This is a genomic window from Photobacterium kagoshimensis (assembly GCF_050337045.1).
GTDB lineage: Bacteria > Pseudomonadota > Gammaproteobacteria > Enterobacterales > Vibrionaceae > Photobacterium > Photobacterium kagoshimensis.
This window is the reverse complement of the sequence record NZ_JAKJSO010000011.1, coordinates 154,759-171,835: the sequence shown is the minus strand read 5'-3', so window position 1 is coordinate 171,835 and position 17,077 is coordinate 154,759. Positions and strand designations below refer to the sequence as shown.

12 protein-coding genes are annotated in these 17,077 nt (G+C 44.8%); 8 read left to right on the top strand and 4 right to left on the bottom strand.

Annotated elements, in window-relative coordinates; genetic code table 11:
• Nucleotides 1–23 precede the first annotated feature (23 nt).
• From L4C35_RS08540 to L4C35_RS08530, 3 genes are all read left to right on the top strand, one after another.
• Nucleotides 24–908: an alanyl-tRNA editing protein gene (locus L4C35_RS08540; protein ID WP_428462489.1), complete on the top strand. Its 885-nt coding sequence runs from the start codon at nucleotides 24–26 to the stop codon at nucleotides 906–908.
• Nucleotides 909–1,465: 557 nt separating this feature from the next.
• Nucleotides 1,466–1,696 carry a zinc ribbon domain-containing protein gene (locus L4C35_RS08535; RefSeq protein WP_428462488.1) on the top strand — a complete coding sequence of 77 codons (231 nt, stop codon included), beginning with the start codon at nucleotides 1,466–1,468 and terminating at the stop codon, nucleotides 1,694–1,696.
• 215 nt (nucleotides 1,697–1,911) lie between these two features.
• On the top strand, nucleotides 1,912–3,531 hold the full coding sequence (locus L4C35_RS08530; RefSeq protein ID WP_428462487.1) for an ABC transporter ATP-binding protein: 1,620 nt from the start codon (nucleotides 1,912–1,914) through the stop codon (nucleotides 3,529–3,531).
• A 144-nt stretch (nucleotides 3,532–3,675) separates the two neighbouring features.
• On the opposite strand, the gene ltaE is transcribed toward L4C35_RS08530, so the two are convergent.
• The gene (gene ltaE / locus L4C35_RS08525; RefSeq protein ID WP_428462486.1) at nucleotides 3,676–4,686 is read right to left on the bottom strand and encodes a low-specificity L-threonine aldolase; all 1,011 of its coding nucleotides are present in this window, start codon (nucleotides 4,684–4,686) and stop codon (nucleotides 3,676–3,678) included.
• A gap of 345 nt (nucleotides 4,687–5,031) precedes the next feature.
• Nucleotides 5,032–6,387, bottom strand: a complete 1,356-nt coding sequence (gene xseA / locus L4C35_RS08520; protein ID WP_428462485.1) for an exodeoxyribonuclease VII large subunit — start codon at nucleotides 6,385–6,387, stop codon at nucleotides 5,032–5,034.
• A gap of 256 nt (nucleotides 6,388–6,643) precedes the next feature.
• Here xseA and guaB point away from each other — a divergent pair, with 256 nt between their 5' ends.
• From guaB to L4C35_RS08500, 4 genes are all read left to right on the top strand, one after another.
• Nucleotides 6,644–8,107, top strand: a complete 1,464-nt coding sequence (gene guaB / locus L4C35_RS08515; RefSeq protein ID WP_428462484.1) for an IMP dehydrogenase — start codon at nucleotides 6,644–6,646, stop codon at nucleotides 8,105–8,107.
• A 118-nt stretch (nucleotides 8,108–8,225) separates the two neighbouring features.
• On the top strand, nucleotides 8,226–9,809 hold the full coding sequence (gene guaA / locus L4C35_RS08510) for a glutamine-hydrolyzing GMP synthase (protein ID WP_428462483.1): 1,584 nt from the start codon (nucleotides 8,226–8,228) through the stop codon (nucleotides 9,807–9,809).
• Nucleotides 9,810–10,165: 356 nt separating this feature from the next.
• On the top strand, nucleotides 10,166–11,725 hold the full coding sequence (locus tag L4C35_RS08505) for an AbgT family transporter (protein WP_428462482.1): 1,560 nt from the start codon (nucleotides 10,166–10,168) through the stop codon (nucleotides 11,723–11,725).
• Between the two features lie 479 nt (nucleotides 11,726–12,204).
• Complete coding sequence (locus L4C35_RS08500; protein ID WP_428462481.1) at nucleotides 12,205–13,761, top strand: AbgT family transporter; 1,557 nt, start codon at nucleotides 12,205–12,207, stop codon at nucleotides 13,759–13,761.
• An 87-nt stretch (nucleotides 13,762–13,848) separates the two neighbouring features.
• On the opposite strand, the gene fghA is transcribed toward L4C35_RS08500, so the two are convergent.
• Both fghA and L4C35_RS08490 read right to left on the bottom strand, forming a co-directional pair.
• The gene (gene fghA, locus L4C35_RS08495; protein WP_428462480.1) at nucleotides 13,849–14,694 is read right to left on the bottom strand and encodes an S-formylglutathione hydrolase; all 846 of its coding nucleotides are present in this window, start codon (nucleotides 14,692–14,694) and stop codon (nucleotides 13,849–13,851) included.
• 126 nt (nucleotides 14,695–14,820) lie between these two features.
• On the bottom strand, nucleotides 14,821–15,951 hold the full coding sequence (locus L4C35_RS08490; RefSeq protein ID WP_428462479.1) for an S-(hydroxymethyl)glutathione dehydrogenase/class III alcohol dehydrogenase: 1,131 nt from the start codon (nucleotides 15,949–15,951) through the stop codon (nucleotides 14,821–14,823).
• A 210-nt stretch (nucleotides 15,952–16,161) separates the two neighbouring features.
• Between L4C35_RS08490 and L4C35_RS08485 the strand changes: the two genes are divergently transcribed.
• Nucleotides 16,162–17,031, top strand: a complete 870-nt coding sequence (locus tag L4C35_RS08485) for a LysR substrate-binding domain-containing protein (RefSeq protein WP_428462478.1) — start codon at nucleotides 16,162–16,164, stop codon at nucleotides 17,029–17,031.
• Nucleotides 17,032–17,077 lie beyond the last annotated feature (46 nt).

The following is a 17,077-nucleotide window of genomic DNA, read 5'->3' as shown; positions in this document are numbered from 1 at the left end:
CAAATATTTATAACAGGAACAGCATGACTTTAATTCACCCGACTGTAGTTGTTTTTCCGCAAAAACAGACTCAGCTAAACGCATTAGTACAACTCTGTCTGCCAGCAACACCATCAGGCACTTGGCTGGTTACGGATCAAACCCCGTTTCATCCAGTGAGCCATATTTGGCCAGATCATCCAGCGGATCGTGGCACGGTTACAGTTAATGACACCAACCATGAAGTAATAGCTTGTCAGGTTGGCGCAGTTGAATTAGCGACTAATCAGTTGTTTGTAGGGCAGGATATTCCCGTAAAGCGTGATACTGAAGGCTGGGCATTTGTTGTCGTGCATTGTCTTGCGAATATTGTCGCACTAGAGCAAGGTTGTGTGGTTGAGTTAACTGTTGATGCGGATCATCAGCAGGCTCTTAGCCGTGGTCACAGTGCTGGTCACCTATCATCACTGGCAATCAATAAAGTACTGCACCATGATTTCTGGCGCAAAGAACCCACGCGTTGTGACGAATTGGGCTATTTTGATTTTCACAGCTACGCGCAAACTAAAAGTATTGTGTCACCAGATTGCAGTACTGATACGTACCGTCTTGGCAAAACGCTACGCAAACGCGGTTTAAATAGCGCAGACTTTGTTAACCAGCTCGATGAGGTGGCAGAGAAAGTGAATCAGCAACTGGAACTATGGCGTGTAAATGGCCCTGCTGTCGTGATGCGTAAAGAAGGTGAAGCACTTACTGATTCACGCTACTGGCAGTGTGACTTAGGTGAAGAAGCTGGCTTAATTGAAATTCCGTGTGGTGGTACGCATATCAATTCGCTATCTGAGTATGCTCAGCTCACTGTGAGTTTTGAACTCGTGTCGGATCAAGAACTGGTGATGGTGACATCTGTTGTCCCAGCAAAATAACTAGCGATACATACTGTCTTTGAAGGACAGAGAATGTCGTAATAGATGCAGAGAATACTCGTTTTTTATCGCACTATATTGGAATTAGAACGAGATTATCGTACCGCATAAGCCAAGATCTGTATTTGGTATCTATTGGATCCTCTATTACATTTGCATCTCTGCAGTATTATATGTCGTGTGAAATCCAAAAACAGCACATGTAACTTATGCTTTCGGGAAGTGTATTGATAAATGTTCTTTTGGTGGGTGATCGCTGATCAAGATGGCTTTTGGTTGTGATCACCATAAAGATCCTTGATCATGTCGCTTGATCTCATCGGATATTGCCCGTTTTGTATTCAGTTGATTATTTGGGGTGGTTAAATTGGATGCGTTTTCTCGGAAGCATGAAAACAATATGGCTTAATTACGGTGTTGAAGGCGGAAACGTTGCGCTATAGCGCTGGCGTCATGCTTGTTATAGAAGCTTTGTGATAGATCAAGCCAGTGCAGGATCGATTTAGCCACAGTAAGTAAAGTATTGATATCATGAGCAGGTTAAAAGGAGATAACCGATGACAACTGAAAATGTATGCCCAACTTGCCATAACGAACTCGCTTGGCAAGCCAATCAATATAGCTGCGAATCATGCCAGATAACTCTGGTGAAACAGGCGTTTTGTCCCGATTGTGATGCTGAGTTAGAAAAGCTACAAGCCTGTGGTTCTGCCAGCTACTTCTGTAATACGTGCAATGAGTTAAAATCGAAATCTCGAGTACGTATCGCTTTTACTCCGACGGAGTAATCGTTGTACTACCCCCATTAATTATCTCCATGGCAACGCTGCCATGGATTTACTTCATCCTGCCTATTCACTAGCGAAAAGCATACTTAGAGTACGGCTTTCGCTATATTTTCGAGTGCAAGTTCCCAAACGAATAGATTTTTAGACTGGAGCTTTATTCTTACTTGTGATAATAATTATCAATTGCAATTATTGTTACTGATAAGGATATTAGTATGGCTGTGCAGCATCCATTGTTAGAAGTAAGTGATCTTTCTGTCTCCTTTAAGATGGAAGATGAATGTTTTGATGCCGTTAAGAATATTTCATTCACGCTAGAAAAAGGCCAAACATTGGCACTGGTGGGTGAATCGGGATCTGGCAAGTCGGTATCATCGAGTAGCATCATGGGGCTATTGCCTAACAATGCACGCATTGGCGAGCAAAGTGCTATTCGTTTTCAAGGACAGAATTTGCTCGGCATAGATGAAAAGGCATTTCGCAATATTCGAGGTGATCGTATTGCAATGATCTTCCAAGAGCCGATGACCTCTCTGAATCCGTATATGCCTGTGGGCGAGCAAGTCGCCGAAGCCATTATTCATCATCGTGGTGTCTCAAAACGCGAAGCGATGGAACAAACGCTGGCATTATTTGAAAAAGTCCACCTTCCCGAGCCGAGTAAAAGGCTTAACCATTATCCTCACGAATTTTCTGGCGGTCAGCTGCAACGCATTATGATTGCGATGGCGCTCGCTAATACCCCTGATATTTTGGTTGCCGATGAACCAACCACTGCACTTGATGTGACCGTACAGGCTGAAGTACTGAATCTGCTAAAAGAAATCCAAGCTGAAATGGGTATGGCTATTTTGTTTATTACCCATGATCTGGGTGTGGTGCGCCATTTTGCTGATGATGTGGTGGTGATGTGTAAAGGTGAGGTGGTAGAAACAGGTACAGTCGAAGGGGTATTTACAGCACCAAAGCACGACTATACCAAAATGCTGTTAGATGCAGAGCCTAAGCCAGGTATGCATGAGACGGATCTTTCCTCGCCCAATATCCTCGAAGTGCGGGATTTAAGAGTGAACTATGTGCTTAAAAATAACTGGCTAGGTCAACCTACAGAGCTGCTCCAAGCGGTCAAAGGTATCGACTTAACATTAAAACAAGGTCAAACCGTTGGGATTGTTGGGGAGTCAGGTTCAGGTAAGTCCACCATGGGCCGCGCCATTATGCAGCTGCTGGACTCACAAGGTGATATTACTTTTCAAGGAAAACGCTTTAGTGATATGACCAATCAGCAACGCTTTGAGCTAAAACGCAATATGCAGATGGTATTCCAAGATCCGTTTGGGTCTTTATCACCCCGTATGACAGTCGGTGAGATAATCACGGAACCATTGACGGTTTTTACTGATTTAAATCATCAAGAGCGGTTAGCAAAAGCTAAAAAAGCGTTGGAAGAAGTACGCTTGGATCCTACGAGCATTAACCGTTATCCCCATGAGTTTTCAGGTGGGCAACGTCAACGTATCGCGATTGCGCGTGCTCTTATCTTAGAGCCTCAGTTTATTCTACTTGATGAGCCAACATCAGCGCTTGATCGTTCGGTACAGCTGACAGTCCTAGAGTTGCTGAAAGATATTCAGCAGCGTCGCAACATAGCTTATTTGTTTATTAGCCATGATTTGTCGGTAGTACGAGCGATTTCAGACGAAGTGATTGTGATGCAAAAAGGTGCAGTGGTAGAGCGAGGGACACCAGAGCAGATCTTTGATAACCCACAAGAAGCTTATACTAAGAGCTTGATCAGTGCCTGTATGCTGATTGATGAAGGTGCTGCCGCGTAATACCGATATCGTGACATAGATTAAAAAAGAGCGATGATTCGCTCTTTTTATTGTTCTCAAAATTATTTTTCAAAACACTCTTTTCAAAAATAGTTCTCTAAATCCAGCTATCTAACAACCTCAGATCTAGTGACTAGCAGCTTGCTAGAGTGGCTGTTTTAGCGCCTTGATAAAGGTATCGATATCTTCACGTGTAACGTTTAGGTGAGTCACTAAACGCATTGGACTATAACTAGGTGAAAATAAGATTCCTTGTGATTTCAAACGTGTCGCAATAGCTGCAAGGTCGATTTTTCTATCAACATTGGCGTAGACAATATTGGTTTGAGTTGGAAAGTCTGCGGTATTAAAGCCGTCGAGCTGGCCTAACTGCTGTGCTAAATAACGAGCATTAGCATGATCATCTGCCAGCCTAGCTACATTTTCTGTCAGAGCAATTTTGCCTGCCGCAGCTAAAATACCTGCTTGCCGCATGCCACCGCCGACCATCTTTCTGAGCCTTCTCGCGCGCTCAATATAGGCTTTTGAGCCTAACAGTAGCGAACCAATCGGTGCACCTAACCCTTTTGATAAGCAAATGGTCATTGAATCAAAGTATTGACTGATTTCGGTAACATCGACGTTGAGTGCGACGGCTGCGTTGTATACGCGTGCGCCATCAAGGTGTAGCAGTAAGTTATGTTGGTCGACGAACTTACGGGCTTTAGCCAGATAATCCAGAGGAAGAACTTTACCACCTATGGTGTTTTCTAAACTTAATAATTTGGTTTGAGCAAAGTGAATGTCATCAGGCTTGATGGCTGCAGCTAGCTTTTCAAAACACAAGGTGCCATCAGGATTGTTTTCGATAGGTTGCGGTTGTACCGAGCCTAAAATCGCCGCACCGCCGGCTTCGTATTTATAATTATGGGCTTGCTGACCACATAAATATTCATCGCCACGTTGGCAGTGGGCAAGAATACCCAATAGGTTGGCTTGGGTACCAGAAGAGGTGAATAGGGCGGCTTCAAAACCATGACGCTGGGCGGTCCATGCTTCAAGCTCATTCACGGTAGGATCGTCACCATAAACATCATCACCTACAGGTGCCTTTGCCATGGCTTCACGCATGTAGGGGCTAGGCTGTGTGACTGTGTCAGATCGAAAATCTATCATTCCTTGGTTTCCTCTTCCTGCTGAATGTACCTTGTATCTGTCTATTTGCTCGACTTATACCAATCTAACTAAGTAACTGATCATCCTTGCTGGTTAAAATCAATGATAACTGCGTTATAGATTTTGTAGATAGAACAACTAGCTATCTGCAATCTACGCCTTGTTTTCAGTGCTTTTTCCTGCGCAATCACCTGAACATTTACTTACCCAGATTGGTATTAGCTATTAGAGAGACTACTCCGCATTCGGTATGAGAAAAACCATTATTTGGAAGATTTAGTTATATTTTGAAGATAGTCATGCACTCGTTTATACGAGTGCATGGAAGCAGAAAATGAGTTGGGGCTATTGGTGGTTTTTTGAAACGACCGATTGGATTTCACCGTTGGCCACTTTGGTCGTGATGGTATCACCATGACTTACTTGGTCAGTATCACGGATCACCTTGCCTTTACTGTCGCGGGTAATTGAATAACCACGGCCAAGCGTCGCAAGTGGGCTGACTGTTTCCAGTTTTTCCGCTGCCATTGCAAGCTGATGGCGTGCGGTGAGTAAGCGTCTATCCATGGCATCATGTAAGCGGCTCTCAACACGTTCTAAACGGTTTGCTTGTTGTTTTAGCGTTTGCACGGGTGAGTGCAGAGCCAGCTTGTGCTCGTTGCGGTTAAGGTGTTGGCGATGTTGAACAATATAGTTGTTCATCGCGCGTTCTAAACGGCTGCTGACATCATCAAGTCGCTGACTTTGTTGGTTTAACCTCAGCTGTGGGTGTTGACGCTCTAATCTGTGTTGCAACTGGGTTAAGTGACGACGACGATCAGACAAATACTGACGAACGCTGTGGGTCAGTTGCTGGGTTTTTTGACTAATTTTTTGCGTTTGGTGGCTGTTATCACGGCTTACCAATTCTGCTGCGGCTGAAGGTGTTGGCGCGCGCATATCAGCGACGAAATCGGCAATCGTTACATCCACTTCGTGGCCAACCGCACTGATAATCGGGATCTGGCTGGCGGCAATCGTACGGGCAACGATTTCTTCGTTAAATGCCCACAGATCTTCAAGCGAACCACCGCCACGACCGACAATCAATACATCACATTCTTGGCGTGCGTTGGCGCGGCCAATGGCTTGGGCAATTGAAATAGCAGAACCTTCGCCCTGTACCATGGTTGGGTAAATCACTACTGGTAGGCTAGGGTCGCGACGCTGTAAAACGTTCAAAATATCGTGCAGCGCAGCCCCTGTTTTTGAGGTGATGATACCGACACGTTTAGGTTGCTCTGGCAGCGGTTTTTTCAGTGACTGAGCAAACAAGCCTTCAGCCGCCAAATTCATTTTAAGTTGTTCAAATTGCTGCTGTAAGCGACCATCACCTTCCGGCTGCATGCTTTCGATGATCAGCTGATAATCACCACGAGGCTCGTACAGTGATAAGCGTGCTTTGACCAAGACTTGCGTGCCATTGGCTGGCTTAAAGGTTACCCGACGGTTGTTGCCACGAAACATGGCACACTTTACTTGGGCACGTGAATCTTTGAGCGTGAAATACCAATGCCCTGAGACTGGCATGGATAAGTTCGACAGTTCACCCACAAGCCAGACAATGCCCATTTCATTTTCGAGCAATAAGCGAACTTCTGCGTTGAGGCTTGAAACAGTAAAGATACGATCGTTGGATTGAGTTTGAGCGAATAGAGTCACGAGGTGAGGCACCTGTTATCGAAGGCTAGGTAATGTGCGGAAAGAGTAAAAAACATACAGGCAGATCTATAGACAGATCTTGGCCTTACATGCGAGACCGCAGCACCGGAAACTTAACCGAAATATATTACGTATCAAGCAAAAAGAGTCAATAAAAAAATATAATTTTTTTGTAGCCAAACGATTGCATCATACGTATAATTCGTTCGCAATATTTTATCCTCCTTTAAACCTTAACTCGGTGTGAGATATTGCAATGTTACGTATCAAACAAGAAGCTTTAACTTTTGATGATGTTCTGCTGGTTCCAGCACACTCTACGGTTCTCCCTAACACTGCCGATCTGCGCACCCAACTAACGAAAAAGATTTCGCTAAACGTTCCAATGGTTTCTGCTGCAATGGACACAGTTACCGAGGGCCGCTTTGCTATCGCGTTAGCTCAAGAAGGTGGTATTGGCTTCATTCACAAAAACATGTCTATCGAACAACAAGCTAACCAAGTTCGTATGGTTAAGAAGTTCGAAGCGGGTGTTGTGTCTGAACCTGTGACAGTAAAACCATCAGCAACGATTGCTGATGTTAAAGACCTTACCATTGAAAATGGCTTTGCTGGTTACCCAGTAGTGACTGATAACAACGAACTTGTTGGTATCATCACAGGTCGTGACGTTCGTTTTGTTACCGACCTTTCAATGAAAGTTGAAGACGTGATGACGCCAAAAACAAAATTGGCGGCAGCAAAAGAAGGCGCTTCTCGTGAAGAAGTTGAAGCTATCATGCAAGAGCACCGTGTAGAAAAAGTGCTACTGGTAAATGATGACTTCCAACTGAAAGGCATGATCACCGCAAAAGATTTCCAAAAAGCAGAACGTAAACCTAATGCATGTAAAGACGAACGTGGTCGTCTACGTGTAGGTGCGGCGGTTGGTGCTGGTGCTGGTAACGAAGAGCGTGTTAAAGCGCTAGTTGAAGCTGGTGTTGATGTGCTACTTATCGATTCTTCTCACGGCCACTCTGAAGGCGTGCTACAACGTATTCGTGAAACCCGTGCAGCATTCCCTGAACTACAAATTGTTGGTGGTAACGTTGCAACGGCTGAAGGTGCACGTGCACTTATCGAAGCGGGCGTTGATGCAGTTAAAGTGGGTATCGGCCCTGGTTCAATTTGTACGACTCGTATCGTAACAGGCGTGGGTGTTCCTCAACTTACCGCTATTTCTAATGCTGCAGACGCAGCAGCAGAATTTGGTGTACCAGTTATTGCCGATGGCGGTATCCGCTTCTCTGGTGACATGTGTAAAGCGATTGTGGCTGGCGCATCGTGTGTAATGGTGGGCTCTATGTTCGCTGGTACTGAAGAAGCACCGGGTGAAGTTGAGCTTTACCAAGGCCGTGCATACAAATCTTACCGTGGCATGGGCTCCTTAGGCGCGATGTCTCAAGGTTCTTCTGACCGTTACTTCCAAACCGATAACGCAGCAGACAAATTAGTGCCAGAAGGCATTGAAGGTCGCGTTGCTTACAAAGGTCACATCAAAGAAATCGTTCATCAACAGATGGGTGGCTTGCGTTCAAGCATGGGCCTAACCGGTTCAGCAACGATTGAAGATCTACGTACTAAAGCTGAGTTTGTTCGTATCTCTGGTGCGGGTATTAAAGAGTCACACGTTCATGATGTGACCATTACAAAAGAAGCACCAAACTACCGTCTAGGTTAATTTGACCTAACGTGTATTGATTAGGCGAAAACGTTTGCCTAATGATGAAACTTCTATAAGATCGGGGGCGCTTTAAAGCCCCCCACTATTATTCAATTATTTTTGAGACTTCTCGATAATGACTACATCTACAAATATTCATGACCAGCGCATCCTTATTTTGGATTTTGGTTCTCAATATACTCAGCTAATTGCTCGTCGTATTCGTGAAATCGGTGTTTACTGTGAGTTATGGAGCTGGGATGTCGATGAAGCCGACATTCGTGACTTCAACCCGAACGGCATTATTCTTTCTGGTGGCCCAGAAAGTGTTACGGAAGCGGGTTCTCCACGTGCACCACAGTACGTATTTGAAGCTGGCGTACCTGTATTTGGTGTATGTTACGGCATGCAAACCATGTCAGAGCAGCTTGGCGGTAAAGTAGCTGGCTCAAATGAGCGTGAATTTGGCTACGCACAAGTTAAAGTTGTTGAGCCAACAGGTTTATTCAAAAATATTGAAGATGCTATCGCAGAAGACGGTGCACCATTACTTGACGTATGGATGAGCCACGGCGATAAAGTTGTTGAAATTCCATCTGATTTCGTAAAAGTAGCCGAGACAGAAACTTGTCCGTTTGCTGCAATGGCGAATGAAGAAAAACGTTTTTACGGTGTACAGTTCCACCCAGAAGTAACACACACGCGCCAAGGCATGCGTATGATCGAGAACTTTGTTCTTGAAGTGTGTGGCTGTGAGAAACTGTGGACCTCTGCCAACATCATTGAAGATGCAGTTGCAAACATAAAGGCACAAGTGGGTGACGACGAAGTTATCCTTGGCCTATCTGGCGGTGTGGATTCATCGGTTGTAGCTATGCTTATTCACCGTGCGATTGGTGACAAGCTAACATGTGTATTTGTTGATAACGGTTTACTTCGTTTAAACGAAGGTGAGCAGGTTATGGACATGTTCGGCGACCACTTCGGTCTGAACATTGTGCACGTTAAAGCGGAAGACCGTTTCCTTTCTGCATTAGCTGGTGAGAACGATCCTGAAGCTAAGCGTAAGATCATCGGTCACGTATTTATCGATGTATTCGATGAAGAATCGAAGAAGCTGAAAAATGCAAAATGGTTAGCGCAAGGTACAATTTACCCTGATGTTATCGAATCGGCAGCATCGAAGAACGGTAAAGCACACGTTATTAAATCTCACCACAATGTGGGTGGCCTTCCTGATGATATGGAAATGGGTCTTGTAGAGCCGTTGCGTGAGCTATTCAAAGATGAAGTACGTAAGATTGGCCTAGAGCTTGGCCTGCCTTACAACATGCTTTACCGTCACCCGTTCCCTGGGCCTGGTCTTGGTGTACGTGTTCTTGGTGAAATCAAGAAAGAGTACTGTGACTTACTTCGCCGTGCCGATGCCATCTTTATTGAAGAACTGCACAAAGCGGATCTTTACAATAAAGTATCGCAAGCATTTACGGTTTTCCTACCAGTACGCTCAGTTGGCGTTATGGGTGATGGTCGTAAATACGATTGGGTTGTCTCGCTACGTGCGGTAGAAACCATCGACTTTATGACAGCGCATTGGGCACACCTTCCATACGACTTTCTGGGTAAGGTTTCTAACCGTATCATCAACGAAGTGGATGGCATCTCACGTGTTGTTTACGATATTTCTGGTAAACCACCAGCAACGATCGAGTGGGAATAATACCTGCTAGGTATCGCTAATTTGCACGATTAAAAAGACACCTTCGGGTGTCTTTTTTTCGTTTAGAAGGATGGCTAAGGAGAGGCTTGTTGGCTAAGACGGCTCAATCAAGTTATCAGTTTGAGTGGATTTGGTGCTTTATTTGTTAGGGGAATGTTTTCTGTTAATCTCTATTTACAATATTAATAAGTACAACTTGTCTGTTCCTTGGTCTAACGCGCTTTTTTAGGCGGCATTTACATTACAATTTCTTGAAATTTTTCTCCTAGTTTGAGAAAAACGATGACCAACGGGCGTATAAGAAGTACAGCAAAATAATTCGCCGCAAACCAACACTACACATCCATGGAGTTCCCATGAGTAATCAAGCAGTAAAAACAGCACCGGAAGCGTCATCTGGTGGTATGAATAAGTTCTTAAACTTTATCGAACGAGCAGGAAACAAGATCCCAGATCCTGCATTGTTATTCTTCTGGGGACTACTGATTGTATGGGCATTATCAGCATTGCTATCGCAAGTTGATTTCGGCTTTATTCATCCAGTAACGGGACAAGCCGTTGAAGTGAAAAACCTGCTAACAGGTGAGTCTTTCGCAAGCTTCTTAGCGAACATGGTGAAAAACTTCACTGGTTTTGCACCACTAGGTATTGTACTGGTTGCTATGTTGGGTGTGGGTGTTGCTGAAGCGTCTGGCTTTATTAATACCGGCCTGAAGAAGATGCTTAACTTCACGCCAGCAAAACTACTGACACCGATGCTGATTTTGGTGGCGATTGTCTCGCACACAGCAGCAGATGCAGGCTACGTACTGGTTATTCCACTGGGCGGTATTATCTTCCACGCCGCAGGCCGTCACCCTCTTGCGGGTATTGCAGCCGCTTTTGCTGGTGTCTCTGGTGGTTTCTCTGCCAACTTTATTCCTTCAGGTATCGATCCACTTCTTGCTGGCTTTACGCAATCAGCAGCACAAATTTTAGATCCTGAATACATTGTTAACCCTCTGTCTAACTTAATGTTCACTGGCCTATCGTCAATCCTAGTGATTGCTATTGGTTGGTATGTAACAGAGAAGATCATCGAGCCACGCCTTGCGAATACGCCGATTGATGAAGATGCTGAAGAAGCTCCGGATATGGGGTCGTTCACTGAGATCGAAAGTAAAGCTTTCTCACGTGCTGGCTGGGCAATGATTGCAGGTATTGTGGTACTGGTTGCTTCAGTATTCCCTGAAACATCACCGCTTCGCTCACCTGATGGTGAAATCACTGCGTTCTCTGCACCTCTGATGCAGTCGATTGTACCGCTGATCTTTATCCTGTTTGTTATTCCAGGTGTGGTTTACGGTAAAGTGGCAGGCACATTTAAAGCTAGCGATGATGTGATTAAAGCAATGTCAGCGACCATGAGTAGCATGGGTAGCTTTATGGTAATGGCGTTCTTTATTGCTCAATTCCTTGTTGCTTTCACCCAATCTAACCTAGGTACGCTACTGGCGCTATCTGGTGCCGAATTGCTACATGCAATGAATTTACCGGGTCAGGTAACGATTGTTGGTATGATCCTGCTGACCGCATTCGTTAACTTGTTAGTCGGCTCTGCATCGGCGAAGTGGGCACTTATTGGTCCAATTCTGGTGCCTATGCTAATGGCTGTGGGCATTTCGCCTGAGCTGACTCAAGCGGCTTACCGTGTGGGTGATTCCGTTTCTAATATTATCTCACCGATGATGGTGTTCTTCCCGCTGGTAGTTGTTTACATGCAGCGTTACGTGAAAACATCGGGCATTGGTTCTCTGGCGTCTATGATGATGCCTTACTCAATTGCTATGCTGATTGGTTGGACTATCTTCCTACTAGCATACTGGGCATTGGGTATCCCTCTAGGTATTCAAGCGCCATACACATACACAATGTAATGCCTAATAGCTCTTAAGCTAGTTCATTATGCTAAAGCCTCGCAATTGCGAGGCTTTTTTATGGCTGAAATATAACTTCAGTACATTGTGTTGCAGCTATGTTTTATCGGACTTAAATAGTAAGCGGTTGCTTATGTAATAAGAGGGGGTTGCAGTTTATTGATAAGAATAAAGACTATAACCACATGATAAAAAAGCCGTTATGTTAATGTTTTGGGTCGAATTTATATCATATATCGATAATTGTAAAAAAACTGAAATTATATGCTAAAGATTTTAATGCTAATTGATTCTAATTAATTAGTGAAATGGTCTAATACCTAGTTGCGCTGTGGCGCGATTACCTTTTGAGACTTGCTGTTATGGATATTAAAGCTAAGAAAGCTCATTTAACCCTGTTTTACTCTATAAAGTGGCTTTGCTAGGGTGTTTTGCACAACATCATAGATAACTCGATCGATAAAATAGGAAGTACGATAATGAGTGAAGCGTTTAGCCCCCCTCCGAGGCAGTCGGGCCTGATTGGATTTATTGAACGTGCGGGCAAAAAGATCCCGGATCCAATTATTATTTTCATGTTTCTTTTTACTTTTTCCCTTTTCTTAACGGCGGCGATTGGCGGCCTGACCTTCCAAACGGTAGGCGCAGGCGGTGAAGCGGTCGATTACACCTTAAAGAACATGTTAGCTACGGATAATGTTCGCTGGATCTTTGATAATGCACTATTGAAAAACTGGTTATCATTCGGCCACGGTGTATTAGGTATTATCCTGATCGTGATGCTGGGTGTGGGTATTGCTGAGAACTCAGGTTTACTGACGGCGGTAATAAAAAAAGTTGGTTTAAGTATCAGCGACCGCTGGTTACCACTTTTGGTTGTTTTCCTTGGCATCATGAGTTCGATTGCAACCGATGCAGGTTACTTGGTACTTATTCCCCTTGCTGGTTTACTGTATGCCGGATTGGGTAAAAACCCATTAATTGGAATGGCGGCGGCGTTTGCTGGCGTATCGGCAGGTTTTAGCGCTAACTTGATCCCCGCGACACCAGTGGATGTGGTACTGGGTGCCAATGCACGTATCTTCGCTGAAGCACAGGGTGTACCTTTTGAGACAGCAAAAGGTGAAGAGCTTAACCCTGCGACCATGCACTACTTCTTCATTTTTGTATCGACTTTCTTGCTGGCAGGTTTAGGTGCGTGGGTAACCAAACGCTTTGTGGCACCACGTTTAGATAAAATGTCGTATGTGATCCCTGAAGACATGAACTTGGATGATTTCCAAGTGAGCGATAAAGAACAAAAAGGACTGCGCTGGGCGGGGCTCGGTCTCATTGTTGCTTTGTTGGCGGTATATGGGTTAGCGGTTGGTCCGCTTGCGACATACACCAATGATGCTGGACGCGAAGTAACACCTTATCTTGATAATGTGATCTTATTGATTGCGATGGTCTTTGCGATTGTCGGTATCAGCTTTGGTTACGCCACAGGTAAATTCAAGAAAGTGCAAGATGTTGTAAAAGCCATGGTGACACAGATGAACACCATGGGTTACATCCTAGTGTTGACCTTCTTCTGTTATAACTTCTTGGCGCTACTGAGTTACTCAGGTTTAGGGACTTATATTACTTACCTAGGTGCAACGTTGCTTGAGTCTATGCACCTGCAAAATTACCCAATTGCATTGATCATTGGCTTTGTCCTAACAACCGCGTTAATTAACCTGTTTGTCGGTGGCTTAACCTCTAAGTGGATGCTATTAGGTCCGATCTTCGTGCCGATGCTGTACCAAGTAAACCCGAACATGACACCCGATTTGGTCGCCGCGGCATACCGTATTGCGGATTCATCTACCAATATCATCACCCCTATGATGAGTTACGCAGGTGTTATTCTTGCCTTCATGCGTAAGTATAAGCCAGAGCTCACTTTTGGTGATGTGATCGCAATGATGGTGCCATACTCGCTAGCTTTCTTATCAGTATGGACAACCGTACTGGTCTGTTTCTTTGCGTTTGAGATCCCACTGGGTTTCTAAGCAAAAAGGCATGACCGATTAAGCCGAGATAGATACAAAATAGCCCAGCATTTGCTGGGCTATTTTTTTTGCATAGGGCGCTACGGGCTATAAACCTAGGTGTTTCGCGTGGAAACGTAGGTGATCATCAATAAAACTCGAGATAAAGTAATAGCTGTGATCAAAACCTTCTTGTAAGCGTAGCTCTAGTGGGTAATCCACTTGTTCTGCGGCATCTAGCAAGGCTTGTGGTTTTAATTGCTCTGCTAAGAAATTATCTTGTGTGCCTTGATCCACCAAAGCGGGTAGGTGCACTTGACTGGTCTTCATTAGCTCAGTGGTGTCGTATTGTGCCCAATCTTCTTGGCTGGTACCCAAGTAGCCAGTAAAGGCTTTTTGTCCCCAAGGGCAGTTGATTGGATTAGTGATAGGGCTAAACGCAGAGATAGAAGAATAACGTTCTGGGTTTTTCAAGCCGATCATTAATGCCCCGTGTCCACCCATAGAGTGACCACTGATTGCACGTTGGCTTGTCACTGGGAAATTAGCTTCAATAAGCGCAGGCAGCTCAGAGACCACATATTCATACATGCGGTAATGGCGGTGCCACGGTGCTTTTGTTGCGTTGACATAAAACCCAGCACCTAAGCCAAAATCGTAGCTGCCATCAGCATCATCAGGTACCCCTTCACCGCGTGGGCTGGTGTCTGGTGCCACAATGGCCATACCTAATTCAGCGGCGAGACGTTGTGCGCCTGCTTTTTGCATGAAGTTTTCATCGGTACAGGTTAAGCCTGATAGCCAGTAGAGGACTGGAACTTGCTGACCTTGTGCAATTTGTGGTGGCAAGAAAATAGCAAAACGCATATCACAGTTTAGCGCCGTTGAGCGGTGAGTATATTGCTTGTGCCAGCCGCCAAAGCTTTTATTGGCACTGATGTTTTCTAATGTCATGGTCGGCTCTCAATGTTGAAGTGCTGATACGAAAAATAAAAAGAAATAAGTGGTTAAACTAAATATAAAGAACAAACAGCACTGCAATAGCAGTGCTGGATGAATATCGGGAACGAGGAGGAGCGGTTACTTATCGTAGTGGATAACGCTACGAATACTCTTACCTTCGTGCATTAGGTCAAAGGCATGGTTGATGTCTTCAAGGCCCATAGTGTGAGTGATGAAATCATTCAATGCGAATTCACCAGCCATGTAACGTTCAACAATCTCAGGCAGTTCAGAGCGGCCTTTAACACCACCGAATGCAGAACCACGCCATACGCGACCAGTTACTAATTGGAATGGACGCGTAGAGATCTCTTGGCCTGCACCTGCAACACCGATGATCACTGATTCGCCCCAGCCTTTATGGCAACACTCTAGTGCAGAGCGCATAACGTTAACGTTACCAATACACTCGAACGAGAAGTCTACACCGCCGTCTGTCATCTCAACGATCACTTCTTGGATTGGCTTGTCGTAGTCGTTCGGGTTGATGCAATCTGTTGCGCCAAGTTTCTTCGCAAGCTCATATTTACTTTCGTTGATATCAACGCCAATGATGCGGCTAGCGCCAGACATGGTTGCACCAATAATGGCAGATAGACCAATACCACCAAGGCCGAAGATAGCTACAGTATCGCCTTTTTGTACTTTAGCCGTTTTAAGGACTGCACCCATGCCTGTTGTGACACCACAACCAAGTAGGCACACTTCTTCTAGTGGTGCTTCTTTGCTGACTTTAGCCAGTGAAATTTCAGGCAGTACAGTGTACTCAGAGAAAGTTGAACAGCCCATGTAGTGGTAAATTGGCTGACCATCTTTGTAGAAACGTGTTGTACCGTCAGGCATTAGGCCCTTACCTTGTGTTTCGCGTACTGCGCCACAAAGGTTGGTTTTACCTGATTTACAGAATTTACATTCGCCACATTCAGCGGTGTAAAGTGGGATAACATGATCGCCCACTTGCACGCTTGTTACGCCTTCACCGACTTGTTCAACAATACCGCCACCTTCATGGCCTAGTACTGCTGGGAAAATACCTTCAGGATCGTCACCTGAAAGGGTGAATGCATCGGTATGGCAAACACCTGTTGCGATGATACGTACCAGTACTTCACCAGCACGTGGCAACATCACGTCAATTTCTTCAACAGATAATGGTTGGTTAGGGCCCCAAGCAATGGCTGCTTTTGATTTAATAAATTGGTCAGACATTTTCATTCTCTCTTTAAGACGCTAGGTCTGTTGTTATGAGTCACACTCAGCTTCGTACTAATAGACAGTAGAAGATAAAAGTGAGAACAACGAAGGTTTTAATCACTATTCGTGAAAGCGCTATCGTTTGTTTTGATGAGGCTATTGTATTTATTTCTACATGAATGATAATTACCCTAATTATCAAATTACTTTTACTCAGGTGTAATAATGTTTCTGTGGGAAGGTGTAATGGAGTTTGTGGCCGTTGCTGAGCGTGAAAGCTTTACCAGTGCCGCTAAGCAGCTTGGTATTTCAACGGCCCAAGTGAGTCGTCAGATCAGCGCACTCGAAGGCCGGCTTAGTACTAAGTTGTTTTATCGCACCACGCGTAAAGTATCGTTAACGGAAGAAGGGGCGATTTATTATCGTCATTGTCGTCAAGTGTTAGATGGCTTGGAAGAAGCGGAGCGGGCGATCACTAGCCTGCGAGACAAGCCCCAAGGGCTGGTTAAACTCACGGCTCCAGTTACTTACGGCGAACAATTTATCATGCCGCTGATTAATGACTTTCAGCAGCTTTATCCTGATGTTTCCATTAATGTGGATTTAACCAACCAGCAAATCGATTTGGTGGAAGCAGGCTACGACTTGGCGATTCGCCTTGGCCGATTATCCAGTTCGACTATGATGGCGAAACGCCTAACTACACGGACTCAGTTTGTGTGTGGCTCACCGGACTATTTAGCGAAGTACGGTATACCGCACTCGTTATCTGAATTGCACCAGCATAACTGTTTAGTGGGGAATCACGATCATTGGCGTTTTCAAGATCAAGGTAAAGAGAAGTCGATCAAAGTGGATGGTAGCCTACGGTGTAATAGTGGTTATGGCTTGTTAGATGCTGTGTGCAAAGGGCTCGGGCTTACCCAACTACCTGATTATTACGTGAGTGATGATCTAGCTAAAGGCAATTTAGTGGCGGTACTGACGCAGTACCAAGAGCCCGAAGAAGGAATCTGGGCACTCTATCCACATAACCGTCACCTTTCACCGAAAGTACGGATGTTAGTGGATTACCTCGCGCAACAGCTGGGTTAATTATATAATCCTGCTCCCCAAATGATGCTTGTAAGATGAGAGAGAC